We start from the raw sequence: 24,295 nt of genomic DNA on the forward strand, positions 1-24,295 counted from the left end.
CGGAACTGGTAAATCCCCGCGCCGAACCGGTCGGCCGGGGCGTCGGGCACTGGCCGGGGCCCGCGGCGATGGGTCGGTGCGCGGGCGCGAGAGAGGACAGCCTTCGGATGCCGGAATCGGGGAGCCTTGAGATCGATCGTGACCGGATCGCGGCGGTCCGGACGCTGGCGGCCGGCCGGCAGGCGGGGCGCGACGGGGCGCTGTGCGCCATGGAAGCGGTCGCCCATCTCGCCGGCGAGCCGCTCTCGGACCGGCCGGCCTGCGCGTCGCCCGTGATCGCCGCCTTCGTCCGCACCTGGAGCGACGGCCTCCCCCAGGAGGTGCGGGACGGCCTCATCCTCCCGCTGCTTCCCCGCGTCGTCGGGACGCGCGGCCCGGAATCCGTCGAGCGACGCCGGGCCGGGATGGTGGCCGACTGGCTCGTCCGCGTTCACCTGCCGGCGTGGTTCCACCTCGCCAAGCTGAATGTCGAGGCCGACGTGCTGGCCGGCCTGCCCGAGATCCGCGATCTCGGCGACCTCGCCGGGCTGTGCGACGATCTCCGACGCGCCCGCAAGCGGGCGGCGATCGCCAACCTCACCCTGCGCCAGACCGGCCCCTATGTGCGGGCGGCGGCCTGGGACGCCGCTCAGCGGGCGGCCTGGACGGCGATCCGCGACGATCTGGAGGCGGCCGGCGGGCCGATCCTCGCCGCCGCCTGGGACGCCGCCTACGCGGCGGCCTACGCGGCGGCCCGCGCCTCCGGCAAGGCGCCCCTGGAGCCGACCCGGCGCGCCCTGGAGCACACGGCCCGGACGCTGCTCGAGCGCCTGATCGCGGCGGGCGAGGCCGGGTCCGAAGGGGCCCTCCCCGTCGATCCGCGGCCATGAGCGGCGACGCCGCCGGCGGACCGCCGGCAGGGCTCGCGGGCGCCCGCTGCCTCGTGCTGGGCGGCGGCGGGTTCCTCGGGCTGAACCTGTGCAACCGCCTCGCGGCGGCGGGGGCCGAGGTCACGTGCTTCAGCCGCAGCCACCCGCAGGCCGAGGTCCTGGACCGGCGCGTCGCCCGGGTGTCTGGCCAGTTCTCCGACCGCCTCGCCCTCGCCAACGCGGTGGAGCGCCAGGACGTCGTCTTCCACCTGATCGCCGGCTCGATTCCCGAGAGCTCCAACCGCGACCCGTCGGCGGAACTCTCGGCCGCGCCGATCGCCACTTTGCATCTCCTGGAGATCTGCCGCTCGGCGCGGATCGGCAAGCTCGTGTTCGCGTCCTCCGGCGGCGCGATCTACGGGATCCCGGGCGCCATCCCGATCCCCGAGCGGGCGCCGACCGACCCGATCTCGGCCTACGGCATCAGCAAGCTGATGATCGAGAAGTCGCTGTACCTCTACCGGCACCTGCACGGGATCGACTACCAGATCCTGCGGATCGCCAACCCGTACGGACGCTTCCAGCTCGGCACCAAGCACCAGGGCCTGATCGGCAGCTACATCCACCGCGTCCTCACCGACCAGCCGCTGGAGGTCTGGGGGACCGGCGCGGTGGTGCGCGACTTCCTCCACATCGACGACGTGAGCGACGCCTTCCTGGGGGCCGTGGCCTATCGGGGGCCGCACAAGGTGCTGAATGTCGGCAGCGGCCGGGGCCTGAGCGTCAACCAGGTCATCGCCGAGCTGAGGGCGGCCTTCGGGCGGGACCACCTCCCCTGTGTGCACCGGCCGAGCCGCGCCGCCGACGTGCCGGCCAACGTGCTCGACACCGCGCTGATTCGCTCGGAATTCGGCTGGCAGCCGCGCGTCCCTCTGCAGGCGGGCCTCACCGGCACCATCGCGTGGATGCGCGCCCATCTGGCGCCGTCGCTGGTGGCGGCCGCGCCCTCCGGCGCCGGCTGACCGGCCGGATCTTCAATCCGCCCCGGAGCGGCCACGTTTGTCGGCGAAAGCGCGCGGCATCGATCCGCGAGGAGACCCCATGTCCTTCCTGCACGATCTGCCGATCGCCGACCTGATCGCGCATTACGGATACCTGGCGATCTTCGTCATCATCACCCTGGAGAGCGCCGGGCTGCCCCTACCCGGCGAGACGGTGCTGCTGACCTCGGCGGCCTACGCGGGCAGTACCGGCAACATCAACATCGCCGTCGTCGTGGCGATCGCCGCGACCGCCGCCATCCTGGGCGACAATGCCGGCTACTGGGTCGGCCGCCGCTGGGGCCTGCCCCTGCTCCTGCGCAAGGGGCACCTGATCGGGCTCGACCACGGCCGGCTCAAGCTCGGCCAGTACCTGTTCCGCCGGCACGGCGGGAAGATCGTGTTCTTCGGTCGCTTCACCGCGATGCTCCGGGCCTACGCGGCCGTCCTGGCCGGCGTGAACAAGCTCGACGCGCGCCGCTTCATGGCCTTCAACGCCCTCGGCGGCGTGGCCTGGGCCTCGATCATGGGGTTCGGCGCCTACCTGTGCGGCCGGTCGATCGAGAACGTGATGGGGCCGGTCGGCCTCGGGCTGCTGGCCTTCGTCCTCCTCGGCGCCGTCGCGCTGTGGCTGTTCATGCGCCGGCACGAGGCGCGCCTGATGGTCGCCGCCGAGGCCGCGATCCCCGGCCCGCTCGGCGGGGGATTGGGCGAGGCGCGGCCGCGGGCCGGGCCGGTCCCGGGGCACGGCGGCGTGGACCCGAGCAGCCCCGTCCAGGCGGATTTCCGGAATCAGATCGAGGCGCTCCTCGCGCAGCGGGAGCGCGGGGCGGCGCAGGCCTCCGCGCGCGCGGCCGTCCGGACCCGGCGCGCGCCCTGGCCCCTGTGGTTCAAGATCCCGGTGCTCCTCGTCGCCGCCGGCGCCGGCATGGCGGTGCTCTCCTGGCACGACGGCGTCACCGGCGGCCTCTACGGACGGCTCATCGGGCATATCGGGATCCTCGGGGTCGCCCTGATCCTCGTCGTCCCCGCCCTCCTCCTTCTGGTGGTCGGCCGGCGGCTCCCGCGTCCGGAGGACGAGCCCGACGCGGAGTCCGAGGAGACCGTCGGGCTGGCGGCCTGACCGGTCGGCCGGTCGGCGCCGCGCTCCGGGAGCAGGGTTGACCGGTCCCGGAGCCGATCGTACAGCCGGCCTCGACCCGACAGGGGCGTCCCGTCGCGCCGGCCTCCGGCCGGTCCCGCCGGCGGCCGCGTGCCCGAGACCCGTCGGGCCCCGCGACTGAGACGGAGCCGACCTTGGGCGAGGACGTAGAGGCGCTGCGGGCGGAACTCGCCGAGACCCAGGCGCGGCTCAAGGAAGCGCAGGGCGAGCTGGCCCGGCTGGTGCGCCTCGCCGAGGCGGATCTCCAGCGCCGGCGTCCCGGCGAGCAGTCGAGCGTCGTCGCCTCGTCGGTGCGCCGCCCCGCCGCCAAGGAGGTCGCGGCCCGGATCGCCCGCTTCGCCCACCTCTACCGGGAAGCCGCCGAGGCCACTCCGGACCGCGCCCCGGTCGTCCCCGAGCAGACGATGCTCGCCTGGCTCGAGACATCCGGCCTGTTCGACCGCCAGTTCTACCTCGCGTGCAACGACGACGTCGCCAATGCCGGGGCCGATCCGATGATGCACTACTACAATCATGGGTCGGAGGAGGCGCGCCTGCCCTCGACGCTGTGAGGCCGATCGGCGGCGCGGGCGCGGCGGGTTGACGGATCTCGGAAGTCTTTGCCAGCTCTGCAATCGATCGTGCCAAGTATAAAGTCAGAAGCAAAGCCGATAGACTTCGCAATCGTCTCTATCGGTCGCGTTGACCCTCCCCCTGCCGTGATCTAGGGAGCGGCCGGACGGGGCGCGTGCGAGGGATCAGACCGATGCAGGACGGTGCAGGCGCGAGCGCGCCGGGCTCGACCACGGCTTCGCCCGCGCTCGAGCCGTGGCAGGACGACTTCGCCACGATCTACGCCAGCGGCCTGTTCGATCATATCGGCTACGCGACGCGCTATCCCGATGTCGGCCTGACCGACCTGTCACCCCTGGAGCACTACGTGAAGTACGGCGCCCGGCTCGGGCGCCGGCCCCGGGCCGATTTCACCGCGCCGCCGGACGAGACCTTCGACGGCAGCTTCGTCAATCCCTTCGCGGCCTGGCTCCGCGCGCGGGCCGAGACCGAGCCGGCGCCGGCCTGGAACCGGCCGGTCGTCTCGGTCCTGTGCATCAGCTACAACCAAGCGGCCTTCATCCGGCAGACCCTGGAGAGCATCCTCGGCCAAGCCACCGACTTCCCCTTCGAGCTGCTGGTCGGCGACGACCGCTCCACGGACGGGACCGCCGAGATCATCGCCGAGTACGCCGCGCGCCACCCCAACCTCGTGGCGGTCCTGCGCAGCGAGAATCTCGGGCCGAACCGGAACTTCGCCGACCTCACGGCACGCGCCCGCGGCGAGTTCGTGGCGATCTGCGAGGGTGACGATTACTGGACCGACCCGCGCAAACTCCAGCGGCAGGTCGACTTCCTGCGGGCGCGCCCGGAATTCACCCTCTGCTTCCACCGGGTGCGCGTCGTCTACGAGGACATGCCGGGGGTCGACGAGCTGTACCCGAAGCAGTGCAGCCCGCAGCCGTCGCTGTCGGACCTCGTGGCGCACAACTTCGTCCAGACCAACAGCGTGCTCTACCGCTGGCGCTACCACGGCGAGGAGGCGTTCGTGTTCGACGAGGGCATCGCCCCCGGCGACTGGTACGTCCACCTGATGCACGCCGAGGTCGGGCGCGTCGGCTTCCTGCCGGAGGTGATGGCGGTCTACCGAAAGCACGCCGCCGGGATGTGGGCGACCTACGCCACCGAACTCGCCCGCCACAAGAAGCTCGGCAACTCCGAGATCGCGTTCTTCCGCAAGCTGCGCGGCCATTTCGGCGGCCGCTACGCGGCGGGCTACGAGGCCGCGCAGAAGTCGATCTTCCGGCGGCTGGCCGAGGCCTATCTCGACGAGGAGGACGTGCCGAGCCTCGGGCGCCTGATCGAGGCCAACCCCGACATCGCCCGGGACGCCTTGAGCGACATGGGTCTCGACGCGCCGGATGACCTTTCAGGAGAGCCGGAGGCCCTGCGCGCGTGGCTGCTGGAGCAACTCACTGTCAGCGTCATCGTCACGGCCTACAACCACGCCGCCGATATCGGCCGCTGCCTCGACGCGGTGCTGGGCCAGCGTGGCCTGTTCCGGATGCAGGTCGTGATCGGCGACGACCAGTCCACCGACGGCACTGCCGCGATCGTCGAGCGCTACCGGGCACGCGACCCGGAGCGGATCTCGGTGCGGCCCCGGCCGCAGAACCTCGGCATGCTGCGCAACATGCAGGACTGCCTCGCCGCCTGCACGGGCCGGTACATCGCCTTCTGCGAGGCGGACGATTACTGGCTGTCGGACCGCAAGATCGCTATGCAGATGCGGATGCTGCGCAACGACCGCAAGCTGGGCATGTGCTTTAACTGGGTGCTGCTCCACTACCCGGCGACCGGCTCCTACGTCCCGCACGACGAGCAGGGCCGCTATCCCACCGGCCCGATCAGCTTCCCGGTCCTGGCCAACTCGCCGCTCACCGCCAACTTCTCCTGCTGTTTCTACCGCGCCGAGGCTCTGCGCCGGGTTCCGGAGGCCTACTACGCGAACGCCTCGGCGGCCGACTGGCTGATGAACCTCTACGTCGCCGACAAGGGCCGGATCGCGTTCCTGCGGGAGCTGCTCTCGGTCTACACGGTCCAGGAGAAGGGCCAATGGTCGGGCCTGCCGGAGGACATCAAGAACGCCCGGATCGCCCAGTACCAGAAGGAGTTCGCCGGCATCTTCGGGGAGGGGCGCGGCTTCGAGAAGTACGAGGTGGGCTGCACGGTCGCCGAACTCGACGGCGAGCTGCCGGATTCCTTCGCCCGCGCGAACCTGGAGGTCCCCCAGGACCGGGTCTGGGCCGAGATCCAGGACGGGCAGGTGGTGCTGGCGGGCTGGGTCGTCTCGGCGAGCCGCGCCAAGGCGACGCTGATCGTGGCGGCCGACGGCGAGGTCCAGCGCATCCCCGCGGACGTTCACCGGCCGGATGTGATCGCCGCGGTGCTGGGCGACATGCCCACCACGATGGAGGAGGCCCGCTGCGGCTTCCGCTTCACCCTCCCCTACGCGCTCCACCTCGAGGTGCTGCTCTCCATCGAGGTCGAGCACGAGGTCGTGCCCTGGCTCTCGGTGATCTTCACCCACCGGGTGAAGCGGGGGCCCCAGCAGGGCTGACTTTCGGCATTGGACGGGGCGAAGCGACTCCGTGCAGCGCGACGTACCCCCTCTCCCGAACGGGAGAGGGAACCCGCGCCAATCGCGGCGCCGCGACCCCGGTGCGACGCCCTTGGCTGGGCTCTATCGCCGCCGACCGCCGAGGAGGTGCCGTAGACGCGCCAGTGGCGTGCGGGCGCGGGCCCGGTCCAGGGCGCCGCGGATCTCCGCGGCCAGCCGGGTCGCGACGATCTCGCGGGCGGGATCGTCGTAGTGGACGATGTCGTAGAAGGTCCCCTCCTCCCGGTCGCGGAAGATGCCGCTGAGGTCGAGGGCCGTGAAGGTGCGCCGGTACGGGCGCCGCGCCGCGAGCTGCGCGGTGAACGCCTCCAGCTTGGCGTATTGCCGGTCGAGATAGGCCAGGAACGCCCCCGAGGCGACGCCGCTTTCCACCTCGGTGAGGTGGCTTTTGCGCAGGATCGTCGGCTGCAGCACGCTGACGATCGGCACCCGGTGGTCGTGGGACAGCTTGGTCAGCCGGTGCGCCGCCAGCGCGTAGTGGTGGATGATCGCCTCCTCCCAGCCCGGGCTCTGCCAGCCCACCTCCGCGCGCAGCCGCTTCAGCTCCTCGTAGATCAGCGTGATGAGCGCCTCGTAGGACAGGCCGTCCTCGCGGGACCGGGGATCGTGCGTGTCGAAGAAGTGGTCGTAAAGCCGCTGGGTGATGAAGGCGTTGTAGGGGTGGCCCGGCCGGGGATCGTAGGTCCAGGGCTGGAACAGGTCGGTGCTGCCGCTGAGCACGAGGATCGCGTCGGGGCTATAGGTTACCAGACGCGACCAGATCAGGTGGGTCATCTGCGTGAGGCAGCTCGACATCACCCCGAAATTGTAGACCTTCGCGCTGTCGAGGCCGTCCGCCCGCAGGATCCGCTCGATGCGGCCCGGCAGGGTGTTGGCGATGTCGCCGCCGTCGATCGTGGTCGAGTCGCCGACGACCAGAATCCGGGTCTCGCCCTCCGGCTTGCGCGCGACGATCGGGACGGCGTTCAGGAAGCCGTCCGCGTCGAACGGGACGCCGTAATGGCTCGCCCCCGGCTTGCCGGCGAACTGGATGAACGGGCTCGGATAACGGGTGTTCGAGTCGAGATAGCCGAAATGGTGCAGGAACTTGCGCCGCCGCGCGGCGTCCTCGCTCTCCGGTGGGGCCCAGATCTGCTCGACGCCCGGGGCGGTCAGAGCCGCCATCATCGCGCCCCTGAGCGCCGCGTAGCCGGCGGCGTTCAGCCGGACGCCGTCGTCGCTGAGAGCGGGCCTGAGCGCGCCCGTCCCGGTCGCCAGGACGGTGTCGTAATCGATGAACTCCGCGCCGTATGCCTGCACGTGATCGCGCAGCCACGCGTTGACCTGCCCGATGAGCGGGACGGGTAAGCCGGCCGCGGCCGGCGCGGCCGGATCCACCGGCGGTATCGAGCCGACCCAGGTCCGCACGTAGAGGTCGCGCGCGTCCCGCAGCATCGCGGCGAAGTCGGACACGATGCTGTCCAGCGACGGCGCGGCCTTGCCGCTGAGGATGTCGTCGCGGCCGCCGATGAGGTGCAGGCCGCGGGCTCCGTAGAGGGCTATGTCGGAGCGAAGCCGGCGTCCCATGTCCCGGGTCGACTGCCCGGCAATTCCGCGCGCGACCGTCTGGGGGCCGGAGAAGAGCGGCGGTGTCTCGGCCACCAGCTCCGCCGTGACCGAATCGCCGAAGAAGAGGATCGGCCCGAACGGGAACAGCGGCTTGTCCTGCATCGGCGTGCTCATGCCGTCGCGATCCGGGGCGGCGTCAGCGCGCCGCGAAGATCTCGATCCCGTCGAGATGCAGGTGCTGCTCCTCGTCGAGATCGATCTTGAGGTAGCGGAACCGCGCGTTGTCGAACCGCAGGTGGAGGGGCAGGCCGGGATGGCAGTGGGCGTCCACGGCGTCGAAGACGAGGCGGAAGTCGCCCTCGGTCTCCCCCAGCCAGACCCGCATCAGCTGCGCCCGCTCGCTGAGCTGCCCCCAGCGATTGTAGATCCGGATCTCCGAGACCCGCTCGACCGCGCCGAGATCGAGGACGAACCAGGGGTTCCGGTCGAGCCCGGTGTGGAAGAAGAAGGACGGGTCGCCGGTGGTGCGCGCGCCGTAGGTGCCGGTCGTGCCCGACCAGGGCGAGGCGGAGCTCGCCGTCCAGGTCTTGCCCAGCGCGATGTTCTCGGAGGGGCGCATCGCCACCAGCGTGTCCATCTCCAGCTCGTCGATCAGCGTCCGGATCTGCTTGGACGGCTGCCGCAGCGGCGGGATTTCCAGCTCGAGCTTGTAGATCAGGTTCGACAGGATGCTCTGGTCGAAGCGGTGGTCGATGAAGCCCTCGAGATCCGGCAGGCCCATCTGGTTCGGGATGTCGGTGACGACCCGCGGATCGCCGGCGTAGCGCAGCCACTCGGCCACGAGCCGGCGGGTGGCGGGGCTGACCATGAAGGCGATCCAGGAGGCCTGGATCTGGTCGGCGTCCCAGTAGCGCGCCGCGTCGCAGTCCATCAGCACGAAGCAGTCGCGCTTGGTCCAGGCCCGCTGCGGCTTGCCGTGCAGCACGCCCACCGCGACCCGGCGCTCCGAGCCGTCGAGCCAGGTGAGCAGCGGCGCCACCGGCGGCAGCGGGTCGTCGCCGACCGCCTGCATGCCGGTGTCGCTGAAGACGATGAAGTCGCCGTCGCGGCGCTTCTCCAGCGCCTCGGCGATGATGTAGGGCTTCCAGGCCCAGTTGCCGGCGCCCCGGGACCGGTCGAGGATCTCCCGGTGCGCGCGGTAGAACGGCGTCTCGCGCAGCCGGTCGGGGGACCAGCTCTCGATCGTGTCGAAATCGCCCGTGGCGGCGGCCGAGGCCACCAGCCGGCGCTGGCTCTCGACGTAGTGGTACTTGGCGGCGAAGCTGACCAGGGTGGTGTGGCGCGGCCGGAGCCGGCGCCGCAGCCGCATCAGCACCTCGGCCCGGTGCATGTCGAAGGCGTTGACGCGCAGGGCCTCCGGGGATGGGTCAGCGCTGGCCAAGTCTGTCCTCCGGCGGTGGCTCGAGGGCTTGTCACCGGTTTTGCCGGCTTCGGCAAGGCGGCCGCGGCGGGGCCGGGTTCAGGCGTCGTCGAACGCGAGCTTCTCGGCCGGATACGCGAGCATCAGCGCGCGGCGCTCGGGCGAGTTGTCCCACTCGCCGACCTTCGTGTAGTCGCCGGCGACGTCCAGCACCTCGACGACCCGCCCGATGGTCGGGATGCTCTTGAAATGCTGCGGCCAGCCGGAGGCGAAGTAGAAGACCTCCTCGACGTGCTCGGAGAGCTGGCAGACCCCCGGCCCGAATGTGCCGAGCCCGAAGACGAGGTAGCGCCCGTTCATCAGCGCCGCGACGTCGTCGATGAGGGTGCCGCTCTGGGTCGTCAGCGGCACGCCGATCTCGGCGATCCACGCTTCCAGCACCGGGATCACCGGGTTCAGCCGGTTCTCGAACACCATCTTGATCCGGGCGATGCGGCTCTCCGCCAGGAGCCGCCGGATCACCATCTGGTAGAAGGCGAGCGGCGGCTGCGGGTAGGTCGGCGCCACCCAGGTGCTGAAGATGTCCCCCGAGCGGATGTGGATCAGCAGCTCGTCGTCGGGCTTGGCGGGGATCTCCGCCGGCAGCCGGTTGAACAGCGGTCGGATGCAGGTCCGCACGATGTCCCGGGTCTCGTCGGGGCCGAGGGTGCCGGCGAGCTGCTGGATCCCGAGGTCGAAATACATCCCCGACAGGAAGGCGCCCGCCTCCGGCAGCGGCTCCGAGCCGGGGATGAAGGTGAGGCCTCCGCAGGTCAGCGGGCCGGTCAGGCCGATCACCTCGCTCCGGTCGGCGGCCGGGAGTTTGATGTATTTCAGGTTCAGGTTGCGGGCGATGCCGATGGCGAGCAGCAGCTGGATCAGGCAGTTGCCGAAGGCGCCGCACTCGTAGAGCGCGAGCCCGACCAGGGCGCGGGAGCGCGGCCGCTCGGCGCTGACGAGGCGGTAGGAGACGTAAACGTTCGCGCCGGGCCGCTCGTCGGCCATGTCGAAGGGCACGTCGAGCACGCGCCGCAGGGCGATGAGGTCGAAATCCGCCCGGTCGCACAGCACCCGCACTGCAGGCGGCTCGCCTCCGGCGGGCTCGTCCGGGATGACGCGGACGTGGCGTGCCCAGGCACCCTCCCCGGGCACCAGCACCAGGGCCTCGGCCCCGCCCCGGGCCGCGTCGAGGTCGGCCGCGCGCCAGGCCTGCCCGTCGTCGGAGAGGGCGAGGCGCGGCGGCGCCGCGCAGGCCGCCGCGAGCTCGACCCGGCGGACCGGGCAGCGGAAGCCGAGATCGACCTGGAAGCTCGGGGGGCCCGCCGGGCGGTCGGTCTCGCCGGCCGCGGGTGCCGCGCCGAGCCAGGGCCGGCCGAACGCCGCATCGATCAGGTCGCCGTTCATCGCGTCTCGCGCTGCGCAGGGAGCGGTCCGGGGCCCGCGCCCCGAGCCCCTCTCTTCGCCGTCCGACCCCCCTCTGTCGAGGCGGGCGTGAGGGTCCCGCCGCCGCGTCCTGCGGTGACGGGCGCGGCGCCCGTGCGGCTAGCCGTCGAGCCCGAGCATCAGCCCGAGATTCTGCACGGCCGCCCCGGAGGCACCCTTGCCGAGATTGTCGAGGCGCGCGACCAGCACCGCCTGCCCGTGCTCGGCCGAGCCGAACACCCGCAGCTCCAGCCGGTCGGTGTCGTTGAGGTCCTCCGGCTCGATCTTCTCGCGGTGCGCGCCGGTGGCGGCGCCCGGCACGACCTGCACCAGGGGCTGGCCGGCGTACCAGTCGCGCAGGGCCGCCTCGAGGTCGGAGGCCGTGGGCCGGCCCGGCAGCGTCTCGAGGTGGAGCGGCACGCTCACCAGCATCCCCTGCCGGAAATTGCCCACCGACGGCACGAAGATCGGCCGCCGGGTCAGCCCGCTGTAGCGCTGCAATTCCGGCAGGTGCTTGTGGGCGAAGCCGAGGCCGTAGAGCTGGAACGGCGGCGCCGCGCCCTGCTCGTAGGCCTCGATCATGCTCTTGCCGCCGCCGCTGTAGCCGCTGACCGCGTTGACGCTGATCGGGTGGTCGGCCGGGATCAGGCCGCCCTCCACCAGCGGGCGCAGGAGCGCGACGCCGCCGGTCGGGTAGCAGCCCGGATTGGCGACCCGCCGGGCGCGGGCCACCGCCGCGCCCTGCTCCCGGGTCAGCTCCGGGAAGCCGTAGGTCCAGCCCTCCGCGACCCGGTGGGCGGTGCTGGCGTCGAGGACGCGGGGGCCGCCGCCGGGCAGGCTGTCGGCCAGCGCCACGGTCTCCTTGGCGGCCGCGTCCGGCAGGCAGAGCACGACGAGGTCGACCTCGGCGAGGAGCGCGCGCTTCGCCGCCGGGTCCTTGCGGTGCTCGGGCGCGATGCTGCGCAGGGCGACCCGCCCGTCGCGCTCCAGGCGCTCGCGGATGCCGAGACCGGTCGTGCCGGCCTCGCCGTCGATGAACACGGTGGGCTTCGTCGCGCCTGCGCCAGACATCGCTCGTCTCGCTCTCTCGAATATGCCTTGCCGCCCGAGTCGGGCACCGCGGCCGGGGATCAGGTGCGCGCGGTGCTGCAGCCTGTCAACGACCGTGCCGCGGCCTGAAAACGCGAAAGGGCGGCTCCCGCAGGAACCGCCCTCTCCGTGACACCGGTGTGACCGGGTATCAGCGCTTCGAGAACTGGAAGCTGCGGCGGGCCTTCTTGCGGCCGTACTTCTTACGCTCGACCACGCGGGCGTCGCGGGTGAGGAAGCCCTCGCGCTTCAGCGGGGCGCGCAGCTCCGGCTCGTAGTAGGTCAGGGCCTTCGACAGGCCGTGGCGCACCGCGCCGGCCTGGCCGGAGAGGCCGCCGCCCGCCACCGTGACGGTGATGTCGTACTGGTCGACGCGGCCGGCGATCTCCAGCGGCTGGCGCAGGATCATGCGCAGCACCGGGCGGGCGAAGTAGGTCTCCACCGGGCGCTTGTTGATCGTGACCGTGCCGTTGCCGGGCTTGATCCAGACGCGGGCGACCGCGTCCTTGCGCTTGCCGGTGGCGTAGGCGCGGCCCTGCGCGTCCAGCTTCTGGACGTGGACGGGGGCCTCGTTGGCGGGGTCGACCGCGCCGGTGTTCGACCGGTTGAGGTCGGCGAGGGACTGCAGGGTCGCCATGATCAAGCGCTCACGTTCTTGCGGTTGAGGGCGCCGACGTCGAGCGCCTGCGGCTGCTGGGCCTCATGCGGGTGCTCGGTGCCCTTGTAGACGCGGAGATTGCCGAGGATCTGGCGGAAGAGCGGGCCGCGGGGCAGCATGCGCTCGACCGCCTTCTCCACCACGCGCTCGGGGAACCGGCCCTCGAGGATGAACTTGGCAGTCCGCTCCTTGATGCCGCCCGGGTAGCCGGTGTGGTAGAAATAGCTCTTCTGATTGTACTTGCGCCCGGTGAACTTCACCTTCTCGGCGTTGATGACGATGACGTTGTCGCCGCAATCGACGTGGGGCGTGTAGGCGGCCTTGTGCTTGCCGCGCAGGCGCATCGCCACGATCGACGCGAGGCGGCCGACGACGAGGCCCTCCGCGTCGATCACGATCCACTTCTTGTCGACCTCGGCGGGCTTCAGCGAGGTGGTCTTCATAGCCAAATCCCAGGGGTTCCGACGGACCGGACCCCGACGCGTCGGGATCCGCGGACATCGGGGTGCCGAAAAACGAGCCGCCGCGTGGGGCACACGCGGCGGCGGTGCCGGGTGCATAGACGGCCCCAGACGCTGGGTCAACAGGGAAGTTTAAGATCCCGGAAAAGCTATTTTGTTCAGTAGGTTGGCGGTTAAGGTATCAGAGTACCGCTACCCGTCGGAGCGCCGGCCCCGCTCCGCGATGGTCAGCTTCTGGACGCCCCTGGCCGCCAGGACCGGCTTCCGGGCGCTGAGGATCCGGGAGTTCACGCCGGTCCAGCCGATCTCGCCGGAGAGCCGGCCGTACTCGATCTTGGGGCAGCGGTTCATGATCACCGTCACTCCGCGCGCCTCGGCCCGGGCAGCGGCCGCGTCGTCGCGCACGCCGAGCTGCATCCAGATCATCTTCGGCGGCGGCGTCAGCGCCAGCGCCTCGTCGACCAGCGGTCCCGCGGCGGCGGAGTTGCGGAAGATCTCGACCATGTCGATCGGCTGGTCGCCCAGCCCGGCCTGGACCTCGGCCAGGGAGGCGGCCACCCGGCGCCCGAGCAGGTCCTGTCCGGCGAGACCGGGATTGACCGGCGTCACCGCGTAGCCCCGGTCGAGCAGGTATTTCAGGACGATCCAGCTCGGGCGCGCCGGGTTCGCCGAGGCCCCCACCAGCGCGATCGTGCGCGTGCCGTTCAGGATCGTGCGGATCTGCGCGTCCGGGTAGCGGGCGTGCCGCTCCGCGAGCGCCGCCGCCTCGCTGGGCGCGGGCGGCCGGTTGTCGTGGCCCGTCTCGTCCATAGCGTGTTCCCTCGTCGTCCGGATGATCGCGGGTCGCGTCGCGGTTCCTGCCGCGTTCCGTGCCGCGCTTCTTGCCGCGTTTATGGCCGCGCGTCTCGCCGCGGTCCCGGCCTCGGCGCGGCCGCCATCACAGCCGCCAGACCTCGTAGCCCAGCCGCGCGAACGGCGCCTTCTCGAAGAGCGCCCTCACGTCCACGATCAGGCCGCCGGGCTTCACCCGGGCCGCGATCGCCTCCGGGCCGAGGCCGGCATAGTCTCGGTGCGGGACCGCGATCACGGCCGCGTCCGCGTCGGCGGGCAGGTCGGTCCAGTCGACGAGGGCGATGCCGTACTCGGCCCGAGCCTCCGCCGCGGCGGCGCGGGGATCGTGGACTGACACGGCGCAGCCGAATTCCTCCAGCTCCCGCACGAGGTCGGCGACCTTCGAGTTGCGCAGGTCCGCGCAGTTCTCCTTGAAGGTCAGGCCGAGGACGATGACCCGCGCCCGCCCGGTCCCGCCGCCGCGCCGGACGATCCGCTTTACCGTACCGCGGGCGACGTGGGCCGCCATGCTGTCGTTGATCCGCCGCCCGGCCAGGATCACCTGGGGGTGGTAGCCGATCATCGCGGCCTTGTGGGTGAGGTAGTACGGGTCGACGCCGATGCAGTGGCCGCCGACCAGCCCGGGGCGGAACGGCAGGAAGTTCCACTTGGTGCCCGCCGCCGCGAGGACCTCCTGTGTGTCGAGGCCGAGCTTGTCGAAGATCAGCGACAGCTCGTTCATGAGCGCGATGTTCAGGTCACGCTGGGTGTTCTCGATGACCTTGGCGGCCTCCGCCACCCGGATGGACGAGGCGGCGTGGAGCCCCGCCTCGATGATCGACCCGTAGAGGGCCTTCAGCCGCTCCAGGGTCTCGGGCGTGTCGCCGGCGACGATCTTCACCACCTTGGCGAGGCTGTGCTCCCGGTCGCCCGGATTGATCCGCTCCGGCGAGTAGCCGACGAAGAAATCGGTCTTCCAGCGCAGGCCCGAGGCGCGCTCCAGGACCGGGATGCAGACCTCCTCGGTGGCGCCGGGATAGACGGTGGATTCGAACACCACGGTCGCGCCCGGCCGCATGTGCCGCCCGACGAGGTCCGAGGCGCGGATCAGCAGGTCGAAATCGGGGCACTGGGCCGCGTCGACCGGGGTCGGGACCGTGACGACGATCACGTCCGCCGCGCCCAGCGCGGTCGGGTCGTCGGTGATCGCGAGCTGCGCGGCGGCCCGGAACGCCTCCGGGTCGATCTCCCCGGCCGGGTCGTGCCCGGCCCGGTAGGCCGCCACCTTGTCGGCGGCGCGCTCGTAGCCGATCGTGCTCCGCTCCCGGCCGAACGCCAGGGCGAGCGGGAGCCCGACATAGCCCAGGCCGACGATCGCCACGCTGTTCGACGAACTGCCCGCCGCGCCGTCTGCCGCCCCGTCCGCCACGTCGAATCCCTCTGCGGGCTCGGAGGGTGCCGATGACGATCCGGCCGCCCGGCGCGTATAGGGTCGGTCCGCGCCGGCGTCGACTCGCCTCGGCCCGCGCGGAGCGCTGCCCCGGACCGCGCGGGGCGAGACCATGGGGCGTGACGATGCCTGATCTCCGCTGGACCGAGGGGCCGGTCCACTGCACCGACCTCGTCGACGGGACCGGCAAGGTCTTCGGCTATGTCGGCCCCTGCGCCGCGGGCACGCGCGGCTACGTCGTCCAGTCCGGTTCGGAATGGCCGCCGCGCCCGGCCGCCTTCACCGATCACCCTGCGGCCGAGGCGGCCCGCGCCTGGGTCGAGGCCGCGGTGGCCGCGCGCGCCTTCCGGCCGGTCCGCATCCTCCGGGAGGACATTGCGCCAAGCGACTGATTGCCCGGCGCGGTTCAGGAACTCGTCAGGTTCGCTCGGCTTTGTTGTGGCGTGGAGTGGAGGCGCCCGATGGCCGAAATCTGCATCACGGAAGATCAGAACGGACGGTGGACCGTCTACACCGCCGGACTGGTGGTGACGGACCTGACGCGCGAGGCCGCCGAGGCCTTCGCGGCGAGCTACCGCCGCGTCACGGCCGGCTGAGCCCGGGGCCTTTTCCGGCGCGCGGGGTGGGCCTCCGGACCGCCCGCGCGTTCGGGCTCCGGGGCGCGCCGTGCTATGAGGCGCGATGAGCCCCGATCGCCCTGTCGCGGGCAATGAGGTCGATCATCATGCGCCTGTTCCTGCTCGCCGCCGCCCTGCTGGCGCTGCCCGCCCCTGCCTCGGCGCTGTGCCGCTGCACGTGCATCCGGGGCGAGATGAAGGCGATCTGCCAGGAGACCGACCTCACGATCCCGATCTGCCAGGGGCTCTGCGAGACCACGATCCGGCAGGAGCGGGTCATCGTGCCGCTGGCCGGCGGCCGGCAGGCCTTCGAGCCGGCCCAGTCGACGAACCCCTCGCCCGGTGGCCTCGCGACGCAGGATCCCAACCTGGACACCAACCCGAACGGCACCGTGCTCGGCACGCCGAGCCAGCTCTCCGGGAGCGTCGGGTCGAGCCTGTCCTCCGGCAGCGGGCGCTGAGCCACGAAAAAGCCCCGCGCGGCGGGTGCCGGCGGGGCTGAAGGTTGAGGACGCCCGGTGCGTTACGCCGGGCGACTGCGCGTAGAGTAGCACCATCCCGCGCGATGGGAAGCTCTCGTGGCAAGAAAACGAGACTATTTTTCCGCAATACTTGAGAAAAACGCGGAATTCCCCGCTCGGACGGGCCGGGCGGGGTTGATCGCGGCGCGCGCGCGGCGAGGGGCCGCGCGGTTGCTGGGTCCGAGACGCGGACGACTTAGGACTGGGTCTTCAGATAGGCGATCACGTCGTTGATCTTCTTGTCGTCCGCGATGCCCTGGAAGATCATCTTGTTGCCCGGCACCTTCGCCTTCGGGTTCTTCAGCCACTCGTGCAGGTTGGCCTCGTCCCAGGTGATGCCCGAGTTCTTCAGCGCGGCCGAGTAGTTGTAGCCCTCGTAGGTGCCCGCCTTGCGGCCGACGACGCCCTTCAGGTCGGGACCGACGCCGTTCTTCTGGAAGTTGTGGCACGCCTTGCAGGGGGCGAACGCCTTCTCGCCGGCGGCGGCGTCGCCGGCCTCCTGGGCCTGCGCCGCGAGCGGCATGACGACGGCGAGGACGGCGCCGATTGCAAGCATACGCATGTATAAACCCCAATCCTAAAGATAAGCTTCGCGGTTTTGACAGAAAAACTGCGCGATGCAAGCGAAAAAATCTGTGCCTGGGCGCAGATTATATTGGTCGCTGCATCACATCATGTCGAAGTCCTTGCCGGCCGCGGTGGCGGGCCTTCGCGGCCGGCGCGCAGCGCCGTGGCGCGCTGCCGCCCGCGCGTGGCGCGGCACGCCCACAGAGGGGAGAGGCGGCGGACCTGAGAATGCTTCCAACCTTGGCATGTCGGGATGTTGACGTGCGCCGCGGTGCGATAATCCGTCCGGATCCGGAAAATCCGTCTCGCTCCGGGATCCGAGGGCGGCGCGCACGGGAAAGGGCCCGCCGCGGCGAGCCCTGCGGGGTGCCGGGGACGGGCGCGGTCGGTGCTAGGCGGCGAGCGGCAGCCGGACCGTCGGCGGGCGGCGCTCCGGCGCCGCTGCGGCCCGGGCCATCGCCGCGCCCGTATCCCAGGCCGCCGGCGCCGCGACCCGCGCGACGAGGATCGTCGTCTCCAGCATGCGGGGTGCCGCCGTCAGCGGGCGGGGCATCGTCGGTCGGTGGCAGGTCATGGCGGCTCCGCGGCTTCTCCCGCGGGCCTTGCGCCCGAATGGTTACCGCCGTGTCTCCGCCGGGCCGGCGCGCGCAGATGTGATGCGCCGGCCTTCACAGTGGTGGCGTTCGTCGATCGAGTGCCGGTACAGTTCAGCGGCGGCCCGTTTCGGCTGCCGTCCCTCGCAGCATCTCGAGGCGCGTGCGGCGCAGTCGTCCGCCCTGCGTCGGCAAGCTGTTCTCGTGACTCGACGGAAACGCGTCTTCGCTGATCGCGGTGGAAGAGGGAGCATCCGCTCAGCAACTGTCCGCCGTGATCGGGCCACCGCCCAATGCCGTCTGCCACGCCCCACCGGCATCTTCACGCCCGACTGCCGCTGTCGAGGCGAGATGGAGCCCGGCGCGTTACTCGTCGTTTCGCCTACTTCGACCGAGGGGCGGTTGGTCGGATCGAGCAGGTGACGGCACCCATCCGGAAATGTTCTGCCCAATTCATCGGGCGACTAAGAAATTGCCGCATCCAGACATCTGCTGAGGCTCGGAATGTTTACCTTGAGGTCGAAGCTCGTCCAGACAAAATAAGGATTTGTCCTGATCGTCCCAGATCCCATCGAGACCCAACAACGCTGGCCAATGGCGGCTGCGATCGCGGTGAAGGTTTCGAAATGGTGGGGGCCGGAGGTCATGATTACAACGCGCGTGGATGAAGGGCAGAATATCAAATTGGTGAGCGCAGCCCCTGCGGGAGCTACTACAAGCTCGACGTCCTTGAAGAACTCGATCTGCTCAGTCAGCGACATGCGTCCGGTATCGACCGGCGCGATGGAGTAACGCGAGAGCAATCGCACCAGCGCTTTCTCGTTTTGGTTCTGCCGAGATCCGGCGCTTCTCCGACTAAGATAGACCCGCTTGCCCGGCCTGGGTGCCGGGAGATGTCGAGATAGCGCCGACCGCATCATCAACACTGAAGTTGGCCGCGGGACCATAAGTATCGAACTGTTTTGTACATGATGCACGCGCTCGAACCAGTAGTTTCTGACATCATGGTCAAGCACGGAAATCTTGTCGTCCGATGGTAGGGCGAGGCGCAGGCTGTCGGACTGAAATGGCTGAAGCGCTGATTCGAGGTATATGGTCGCTTCGGCCGTTGCCGGGCTGGACTTCAGCATCATAAGGGCTGGTAGCGTTTCCAGTAACCAATGATAATAGTTGAATGTTGCTCCGATGAGCAGGATCGCCTCGCCAGTAACGGCATGCTCGGCGGGCCAAAGGCCTACGACGGCCGTATCGTCGGCGACAGCATATAGATCGGGCGAGAACAGCTTCCGATGTAGACCGGGGAGCCCTTTGCCGTCAGTGATGAGGAAACGGTCGTCGGCGATCAGAATGCCATGCTTGAGGGAGCGAGCGTTCGCGAAGGAGCTCGCCCAGATATCGGGAAAGTGAAGAGATGTCTGAACAACTTCTGGCCCATGGCTGTCAGCCACGTAGGTTCCTGACAGGACAGTGGCCGGGTATTTGAGTTCGGCGGTCTCACAGAGCAAGTCTGCAGCTTCCCGAGTGCTGGCGATTTCGATGTGGCGCATCCGAGCCGATCGATCGGGGAAGCATTCCAGGTCGCTGAACGATTCTTTTGCTTCATCGGGAGATATAGCATTATTGGCGACTGCGTTCGCGTAAAAAGCCGCATGGCGAGCAAGTCGACTATCGGCGGTTATGCGTGAGAGTTGCAAAATTCCCGCCTCGACATTTCCTGCGTCTATGAGCGCCCGTCCCAACGCGCGTTGGGCCATCAAATTGTTTGGTCTTGCCGCCACTGCCTTCTCGTACCAAGCGATCGCCAGTGCGAACTTCTCATCTGCGGCTACTTCTGATATTTGAAAATCGCGCGGCGATACTGCCTTGCCCGGACGGTAAAAGCCGCCGTCGCGGTATCCCCGCATCTCCTTTGACCAATTTGCGTGCAGATGCTCGACATCCGCCAAACCGAAGCATCCCTCAAATGTGTGCCCGAGCTTGGTCATCCTCAGGTAGACGGAACGCGCCTCTGTGAACCGTCCCACATGCTTGAGGTATCCTGCGAAGAGAATGCCGACGAGAAGCGCCGGTGTCTCCGATATGCGCTCCGAAATGTTGGCAAAATCTTCTTGTATTCCATCGCGAAGATGGTGTTCGTGGTGGACCGGCCACGGCACGACAATTGGATCAGAAATCGGGATAAGGAGTGCCCTTAAAGGATTTCCATAGGCTGATACCATTTGGCGGCCGCATACATTCTGCATGTCAGAAATATCTTTATGCAGTCTCGTAAGTGACCTTCCCCTCAGCCAGCCAATATGGCCGTATACGCATATATCTCGAATTATGTGATCCATATCTGCGGATTTTTTGGCAGATATTATTGCGTCCGACAAGTAAAATAGACGATCAGAGATGAATCTATTAAGCATCTATTTTCCGATATATTATTGGGCTTCCATGCGATCGCTCTGTCTATGCGGCGACGGCGAGCCCAAAAGTAATCGCACTGTCGGTCAATCGTGCCTCTACGGCACCCATCTTGCGACGCCGACGCCCGTGCTGCCGTAATCATTGCCGTTGTAGAACATGAAGCGTCCATGCTCGTTCTCGACGATCGAAGCGAAGCCGATCATCTCGGAATCCCAACCCGACGCAGAGGCGTTTATACCAACTTCATCGTCTCGTCGGGTCCAGTGAATACCGTCGGGCGAGGTCCCATAGCCGATCCGGTAGATCTTGGAATGTGTGCGAATGGAGTACCACATCCGATACTCATCACCGGCTCTCTCAACATGCGGGCGCCCGAACCCGTACTCATCCGGCGCTTCGGGCATGAGGGCCGGCCTCCCACGCGTCGGCCACGTGATGCCGTCCGCGGACTCGGCGTAGGCAACGTAGTAGGTCGGGACCGCCTTGCCATCTGCCGTGATGATAGAAGAGCCAGCCGCGTACCACGCCTTCCAGAGATCGCCATCCTTGATGATGGCGGCGCCGGAGCGCACTAAGAGCTCCTCTGAGCTGCGTTCTAGGACAGGGGTGAGCTGATGGCGGGTGAACGTCTCGCCGTTATCGTCGCTGAAAGCGAGCCCGGTCAGTAACAGGTAGCGGGCGCGCGGCGTCAGCTGCCAGCCCGCATAATACATCCTCAGCCGGTTCCCATCGCGCACGACGGAAAGCGGAGACACGCCGTTGTCGTCGAAGGCGCCGGGTACGCCAATGTCGAGCGACGGCCGTTCCGAGATCCGGATCACCCGGCGAGGGTCGGAAGCGGCGACGTCCACGAAACCGAGGCGTCCGACGTTCTCCGTATCTCGAAAAGCGAGGAAAATCCGAATGGTGTCACGATCTATCTGTATGGCGGTCGGCAGGTAGGGATGCGAATGCATCCAGTCCCGGCTGCCGTCTGTGTTATATATAACGCCGAGCTTCTCCCAGATCATGCGGCATTCCTCGTCTTTTTGCCCTGCGTTCCGTTGGATTGACCTGGATCAGCGAATTTTGCAACCAGTGGACGTGCCTCTCTTGATTTGTCTGTAACTGGCTGCTTGCTTGGCAGTGCAGCGATTGTTCGGTAACATTCCATTCGCGTGCTCGATTTCCCCTCCACGGTCTTCTCTCGCCGTGACTGGGCCGGGCGCCCGTGCGCGCGCCTCGTGCGCCGGTATTGGCCTCCGGCGAAGCGGGAGGCGATAGGGCAGCACGCGCTGATTGTCATCGATCAATTCGGCGCCGAGGCGTACCGGCAGGGTGGGGCGGCCGAGAAGCGGGTGTGCCCCTCCGATCGGCGCGGTTCGGCGAGGCCTGCGATGCCTCGACAGCCGAGAGCCTTGACCCTGAGCCTGTTGAGGGGCTTCCCCACCCTCGAATGCGAGATGATCGCCTGTCGGCGCGTCCGCTCGCAGGCCGAAACCGCAATGGTATGGCTCAGCGGTATCGAGGGCTTCTACATCCCGCTGTGCCGCCACGCGGCGATCGCTTATCGCTACCTTCGTCTGCGAGCGGGAGACCGGAGCCAAACCCTCGTTGATCTCTGCCCAGCCAGATCCGCCCACAATCCACGAAAGTGCGGCAATCAACCTCTACCCTCGCTGGTGACCTCATCGGCCTCGTCCAATGCAACGACGGCCAAATCTGAAGCCATCATCCCCTCGGTCGGTCGGGCGGATGATGGGGTGGAGGGTAAGGCCTCAGAGACACATCTGCAAAATCAACATAAGTTGGCGGAGGGAGCGGGATTCGAACCCGCGATACCGTTTCCGGTATACACACTTTCCAGGCGTGCGCCTTCAACCACTCGGCCACCCCTCCGTCCGCGAACCGGGCACCCGGGCGCGCACGCGGCGCGGCGGGCGCGGCCAGGGCCGCGCGGTGCCGTGCTGTTAGCTGGGTGCGCCGTCCGGCGCAAGGCGCAGACGGCCGGGCGACGCGAAAACCGCCCGGCCGCGCCGCTCACCCCTCCGCGTCGTCGAGGTGGAAGCGGACATGCTCCACGTTCGCGCGCTCGAAGGCCTGCATCACGTGCTGGTAGGAGCGCTCCATGGCGTTGTCCTCGACCCCCGGGCTGTCCTCGGGCTTCAGGACGAACATCAGGAGCGAGCGCCCGGTCACGTCGTAGCCGGAGCCGAACTTGAAGCTCTCCACGTCCTGGCTGTCGGGCAGGTTGGTGTCGAGGAGCCGCGTCCAGGCCACGCCGCCGACCGATTCCGGCAGCGTGAACGTCACGAGGTCGTGGTAGGCGTTGAACATGATCAGCAGGGTCGCGTCGCCGCCGCGGCGGTGCAGGCCGGTGGCCTGGGCGCGCCCGTCGAGCTGGACCGCGAAGGCCCGGGCCTCGCCGTCCGACCAGTTCTCGCCCGCCATCTCGCTGCCGTCCGGCCGCAGCCACGTCACGTCCTTGACGCCGAACTCCTCGTCGTACTGGCCGGTCAGAAACCGCCCGCGGCTCAGGATCGGCAAGGCGTTGCGCAGGATGATCACGCGCTGGGTGAACTCGGCCAGATCCCGCTGCTCGTCGCCGATCGCCCCCCAGTCGAGCCAGGAGACCTCGTTGTCCTGGCAATAGGCGTTGTTGTTGCCCTTCTGGGTCCGGGCGAACTCGTCGCCCGCGAGCAGCATCGGCGTGCCGCGGGACAGGAACAGGGTCGCCAGCATGTTGCGCATCTGGCGCAGGCGCACCGCCCGGATCTCCGGATCGTCCGTGGGGCCCTCCACCCCGTAATTGTACGAGAGGTTGTGCGAGTGGCCGTCGCGGTTGCCCTCGCCGTTCGCCTCGTTGTGCTTGTCGTTGTACGAGACCGTGTCGTGCAACGTGAAGCCGTCATGGGCGGTGAGGAAGTTCACCGAGGCCCAGGGCTTGCGCCCGCGCTTGTTGAACTTGTCGGCCGAGCCGGTGATGCGCGCCGCCAGATCCGGCAAGAGCCCGCCGTCGCCCTTCCAGTAGGCGCGGACGTCGTCGCGGAACCGGTCGTTCCACTCGGCCCAGCCCGGCGGGAAGCCGCCGACCTGGTAGCCGCCCGGGCCGCAATCCCACGGCTCGGCGATCAGCTTGACGTTGTTGAGAACCGGGTCCTGCCGGCAGGTGTCGAGGAAGCCGCCGCCCTCGTCGAAGCCGTAGGGCTCGCGGCCCAGGATCGTGGCGAGGTCGAAGCGGAACCCGTCCACCTGCATCTCCTGCGCCCAGTAGCGCAGGGAGTCGGTGACGAGCTGCAGCACCCGCGGATGCGACAGGTTGAAGGTGTTCCCGGTGCCGGTGTCGTTGATGTAGTAGCGCGGATCGTTCGGCAGCAGCCGGTAGTAGGAGGCGTTGTCGACGCCCTTGAACGACAGGGTCGGACCCTTCTCGTTGCCCTCGGCGGTGTGGTTGTAGACCACGTCGAGGATCACCTCGAGGCCGGCGCCGTGGAAGCGCGAGACCATCTCCTTGAACTCGGAGAAGGCGAAGTCCGGCACCGCGGCGTAGCGGCGCGCGGGCGTGAAGAACGAGATCGTGTTGTAGCCCCAGTAATTCACCAGGTCCTTCTGCTGCAGGTAGTCGTCCTGCACGAAGGCGTGGACCGGCAGCAGCTCCACCGAGGTGACGCCGAGGCTCTTGATGTAGTCGAGCACATCCCGGGTGCCGAGGCCGGCATAGGTGCCGCGCAGCTTCTCCGGCACCCGCGGGTCGAGCTTGGTCATGCCCTTGACGTGGGTCTCGTAGACGATCGTCTTCTCCCACGGGACCAGCGGCTTCTGGTGCCGCCCCCAGGTGAAGGCCGGGTCGATGACGCGGGAGCGGCGCGTGTAGGGGGCGCTGTCGCGCTCGTCGAAGGTCAGGTCGTCGCCCGTCTCCATCTGGTAGCCGAACAGCGCCGGGTTCCAGGTGATCGAGCCGACGAGCCCCTTCGCGTAAGGGTCGATCAGCAGCTTGTTGGGGTTGAAGCGGTGGCCGGCCTTCGGCTCGTAGGGGCCGTGGACGCGGTAGCCGTAGATCGTGCCGGGGCGCGCGTCGGGCAGGTAGCCGTGCCAGATCTCGTCCGTGTACTCGGGCAGCTCGATGCGCTCGATCTCCTGCTCGCCCTGGTCGTCGAACAGGCAGAGCTCGACCTTGGTGGCGTGGGCCGAGAACAGCGCGAAATTGACCCCGAGCCCGTCCCAGGTGGCACCGAGGGGATAGGGTTGGCCTTCCTGGATGCGCGAGCGGGTCGCGCGGGCCTGCGATGCGGGACGACGGGAATCGGACATGGACACTCCGGAACGCGACCCGCCCGGCCACGTGCCGCTGCGGGGAGCCCCTGGTGAACGTGCCGGAAACAGCGAAGCTCCCGCAGTGCCGCAAAAATCGCGGGGCGTGACGACCG

The 24,295-nt window shown here is 69.0% G+C and carries 20 protein-coding genes, 1 tRNA gene and 1 pseudogene; 8 read left to right on the forward strand and 14 right to left on the reverse strand.

What is annotated here, in order from left to right; genetic code table 11:
- Window positions 1–107: 107 nt before the first annotated feature.
- The 5 genes and pseudogenes from LXM90_RS17790 to LXM90_RS17810 all read left to right on the forward strand — a co-directional run bounded on the left by LXM90_RS17790 (window position 108) and on the right by LXM90_RS17810 (window position 6,201).
- Entirely contained in the window at window positions 108–869 is a 762-nt protein-coding gene (locus LXM90_RS17790) for a hypothetical protein (RefSeq protein WP_234080946.1), read from the forward strand.
- Window positions 866–1,870 (forward strand): NAD-dependent epimerase/dehydratase family protein, encoded by a 1,005-nt coding sequence (locus LXM90_RS17795; protein WP_234080947.1) that lies wholly within the window; start codon window positions 866–868, stop codon window positions 1,868–1,870. The genes LXM90_RS17790 and LXM90_RS17795 overlap by 4 nt, the downstream gene beginning before the upstream one ends.
- Window positions 1,871–1,949: 79 nt before the next feature.
- Window positions 1,950–2,585: pseudogene (locus LXM90_RS32055) on the forward strand (DedA family protein); the annotation flags it as partial.
- A gap of 599 nt (window positions 2,586–3,184) precedes the next feature.
- Window positions 3,185–3,601 (forward strand): hypothetical protein, encoded by a 417-nt coding sequence (locus tag LXM90_RS17805; RefSeq protein ID WP_010685040.1) that lies wholly within the window; start codon window positions 3,185–3,187, stop codon window positions 3,599–3,601.
- Between the two features lie 194 nt (window positions 3,602–3,795).
- Window positions 3,796–6,201: a glycosyltransferase family 2 protein gene (locus LXM90_RS17810; RefSeq protein ID WP_234080949.1), complete on the forward strand. Its 2,406-nt coding sequence runs from the start codon at window positions 3,796–3,798 to the stop codon at window positions 6,199–6,201.
- A gap of 123 nt (window positions 6,202–6,324) precedes the next feature.
- Here the strand turns inward: LXM90_RS17810 and LXM90_RS17815 are convergent, their stop codons facing one another.
- The 8 genes from LXM90_RS17815 to LXM90_RS17850 all read right to left on the reverse strand — a co-directional run bounded on the left by LXM90_RS17815 (window position 6,325) and on the right by LXM90_RS17850 (window position 15,158).
- A complete protein-coding gene (locus LXM90_RS17815; RefSeq protein ID WP_234080950.1) occupies window positions 6,325–7,983 on the reverse strand; it encodes a GDSL-type esterase/lipase family protein in 1,659 nt (552 codons plus the stop codon).
- A gap of 22 nt (window positions 7,984–8,005) precedes the next feature.
- The gene (locus tag LXM90_RS17820; protein WP_234080951.1) at window positions 8,006–9,250 is read right to left on the reverse strand and encodes a discoidin domain-containing protein; all 1,245 of its coding nucleotides are present in this window, start codon (window positions 9,248–9,250) and stop codon (window positions 8,006–8,008) included.
- A gap of 78 nt (window positions 9,251–9,328) precedes the next feature.
- Window positions 9,329–10,672 carry a coagulation factor 5 8 type domain-containing protein gene (locus LXM90_RS17825; RefSeq protein ID WP_234080952.1) on the reverse strand — a complete coding sequence of 448 codons (1,344 nt, stop codon included), beginning with the start codon at window positions 10,670–10,672 and terminating at the stop codon, window positions 9,329–9,331.
- 138 nt (window positions 10,673–10,810) lie between these two features.
- A complete protein-coding gene (gene argC, locus LXM90_RS17830; RefSeq protein ID WP_234080953.1) occupies window positions 10,811–11,761 on the reverse strand; it encodes an N-acetyl-gamma-glutamyl-phosphate reductase in 951 nt (316 codons plus the stop codon).
- Between the two features lie 169 nt (window positions 11,762–11,930).
- Window positions 11,931–12,416 carry a 30S ribosomal protein S9 gene (gene rpsI / locus LXM90_RS17835; RefSeq protein WP_012318176.1) on the reverse strand — a complete coding sequence of 162 codons (486 nt, stop codon included), beginning with the start codon at window positions 12,414–12,416 and terminating at the stop codon, window positions 11,931–11,933.
- Between the two features lie 2 nt (window positions 12,417–12,418).
- Window positions 12,419–12,880, reverse strand: a complete 462-nt coding sequence (gene rplM / locus LXM90_RS17840; RefSeq protein WP_012318175.1) for a 50S ribosomal protein L13 — start codon at window positions 12,878–12,880, stop codon at window positions 12,419–12,421.
- A 210-nt stretch (window positions 12,881–13,090) separates the two neighbouring features.
- The gene (locus LXM90_RS17845; RefSeq protein ID WP_234080954.1) at window positions 13,091–13,708 is read right to left on the reverse strand and encodes a CoA-binding protein; all 618 of its coding nucleotides are present in this window, start codon (window positions 13,706–13,708) and stop codon (window positions 13,091–13,093) included.
- A 127-nt stretch (window positions 13,709–13,835) separates the two neighbouring features.
- Window positions 13,836–15,158, reverse strand: a complete 1,323-nt coding sequence (locus tag LXM90_RS17850) for a nucleotide sugar dehydrogenase (RefSeq protein ID WP_234080955.1) — start codon at window positions 15,156–15,158, stop codon at window positions 13,836–13,838.
- Window positions 15,159–15,304: 146 nt separating this feature from the next.
- Between LXM90_RS17850 and LXM90_RS17855 the strand changes: the two genes are divergently transcribed.
- The 3 genes from LXM90_RS17855 (at window position 15,305) to LXM90_RS17860 (ending at window position 16,257) form a co-directional block, all read left to right on the forward strand.
- Window positions 15,305–15,571, forward strand: coding sequence for a hypothetical protein (locus LXM90_RS17855; RefSeq protein WP_234083019.1), 267 nt, complete (start codon window positions 15,305–15,307; stop codon window positions 15,569–15,571).
- A gap of 69 nt (window positions 15,572–15,640) precedes the next feature.
- Window positions 15,641–15,775 carry a hypothetical protein gene (locus tag LXM90_RS31925; RefSeq protein WP_020096204.1) on the forward strand — a complete coding sequence of 45 codons (135 nt, stop codon included), beginning with the start codon at window positions 15,641–15,643 and terminating at the stop codon, window positions 15,773–15,775.
- Window positions 15,776–15,903: 128 nt separating this feature from the next.
- Window positions 15,904–16,257, forward strand: a complete 354-nt coding sequence (locus LXM90_RS17860) for a hypothetical protein (RefSeq protein ID WP_234080956.1) — start codon at window positions 15,904–15,906, stop codon at window positions 16,255–16,257.
- Window positions 16,258–16,513: 256 nt separating this feature from the next.
- Here the strand turns inward: LXM90_RS17860 and LXM90_RS17865 are convergent, their stop codons facing one another.
- The 6 genes from LXM90_RS17865 to glgX form a co-directional block, all read right to left on the reverse strand.
- Entirely contained in the window at window positions 16,514–16,879 is a 366-nt protein-coding gene (locus tag LXM90_RS17865) for a c-type cytochrome (protein ID WP_234080957.1), read from the reverse strand.
- Window positions 16,880–17,275: 396 nt separating this feature from the next.
- Window positions 17,276–17,437, reverse strand: coding sequence for a hypothetical protein (locus LXM90_RS17870; RefSeq protein ID WP_234080958.1), 162 nt, complete (start codon window positions 17,435–17,437; stop codon window positions 17,276–17,278).
- 504 nt (window positions 17,438–17,941) lie between these two features.
- Window positions 17,942–19,888, reverse strand: coding sequence for a glycosyltransferase 61 family protein (locus tag LXM90_RS17875; RefSeq protein ID WP_234080959.1), 1,947 nt, complete (start codon window positions 19,886–19,888; stop codon window positions 17,942–17,944).
- A 96-nt stretch (window positions 19,889–19,984) separates the two neighbouring features.
- The gene (locus LXM90_RS17880) at window positions 19,985–20,899 is read right to left on the reverse strand and encodes a glucosyl hydrolase (RefSeq protein ID WP_234080960.1); all 915 of its coding nucleotides are present in this window, start codon (window positions 20,897–20,899) and stop codon (window positions 19,985–19,987) included.
- 778 nt (window positions 20,900–21,677) lie between these two features.
- Window positions 21,678–21,767: transfer RNA gene (locus tag LXM90_RS17885), tRNA-Ser, on the reverse strand.
- A gap of 141 nt (window positions 21,768–21,908) precedes the next feature.
- Entirely contained in the window at window positions 21,909–24,179 is a 2,271-nt protein-coding gene (gene glgX, locus LXM90_RS17890; protein WP_234080961.1) for a glycogen debranching protein GlgX, read from the reverse strand.
- Between the last annotated feature and the right edge of the window lie 116 nt (window positions 24,180–24,295).

The organism is Methylobacterium oryzae (assembly GCF_021398735.1).
Taxonomy (GTDB): Bacteria; Pseudomonadota; Alphaproteobacteria; order Rhizobiales; family Beijerinckiaceae; genus Methylobacterium.

Excerpts from the sequence above, each read along its gene's own strand:
- rplM (WP_012318175.1), bottom strand. The coding sequence starts at position 12,880 with ATGAAGACCACCTCGCTGAAGCCCGCCGAGGTCGACAAGAAGTGGATC.
- argC (WP_234080953.1), bottom strand. The coding sequence starts at position 11,761 with ATGTCTGGCGCAGGCGCGACGAAGCCCACCGTGTTCATCGACGGCGAG.
- glgX (WP_234080961.1), bottom strand. The coding sequence starts at position 24,179 with ATGTCCGATTCCCGTCGTCCCGCATCGCAGGCCCGCGCGACCCGCTCG.
- LXM90_RS17855 (WP_234083019.1), top strand. The coding sequence starts at position 15,305 with ATGCCTGATCTCCGCTGGACCGAGGGGCCGGTCCACTGCACCGACCTC.
- LXM90_RS17860 (WP_234080956.1), top strand. The coding sequence starts at position 15,904 with ATGCGCCTGTTCCTGCTCGCCGCCGCCCTGCTGGCGCTGCCCGCCCCT.
- LXM90_RS17870 (WP_234080958.1), bottom strand. The coding sequence starts at position 17,437 with ATGCCCCGCCCGCTGACGGCGGCACCCCGCATGCTGGAGACGACGATC.
- LXM90_RS17790 (WP_234080946.1), top strand. The coding sequence starts at position 108 with ATGCCGGAATCGGGGAGCCTTGAGATCGATCGTGACCGGATCGCGGCG.
- LXM90_RS17795 (WP_234080947.1), top strand. The coding sequence starts at position 866 with ATGAGCGGCGACGCCGCCGGCGGACCGCCGGCAGGGCTCGCGGGCGCC.
- LXM90_RS17815 (WP_234080950.1), bottom strand. The coding sequence starts at position 7,983 with ATGAGCACGCCGATGCAGGACAAGCCGCTGTTCCCGTTCGGGCCGATC.
- LXM90_RS17875 (WP_234080959.1), bottom strand. The coding sequence starts at position 19,888 with ATGCTTAATAGATTCATCTCTGATCGTCTATTTTACTTGTCGGACGCA.
- rpsI (WP_012318176.1), bottom strand. The coding sequence starts at position 12,416 with ATGGCGACCCTGCAGTCCCTCGCCGACCTCAACCGGTCGAACACCGGC.
- LXM90_RS17845 (WP_234080954.1), bottom strand. The coding sequence starts at position 13,708 with ATGGACGAGACGGGCCACGACAACCGGCCGCCCGCGCCCAGCGAGGCG.
- LXM90_RS17810 (WP_234080949.1), top strand. The coding sequence starts at position 3,796 with ATGCAGGACGGTGCAGGCGCGAGCGCGCCGGGCTCGACCACGGCTTCG.
- LXM90_RS17865 (WP_234080957.1), bottom strand. The coding sequence starts at position 16,879 with ATGCGTATGCTTGCAATCGGCGCCGTCCTCGCCGTCGTCATGCCGCTC.
- LXM90_RS17880 (WP_234080960.1), bottom strand. The coding sequence starts at position 20,899 with ATGATCTGGGAGAAGCTCGGCGTTATATATAACACAGACGGCAGCCGG.
- LXM90_RS17825 (WP_234080952.1), bottom strand. The coding sequence starts at position 10,672 with ATGAACGGCGACCTGATCGATGCGGCGTTCGGCCGGCCCTGGCTCGGC.
- LXM90_RS31925 (WP_020096204.1), top strand. The coding sequence starts at position 15,641 with ATGGCCGAAATCTGCATCACGGAAGATCAGAACGGACGGTGGACCGTC.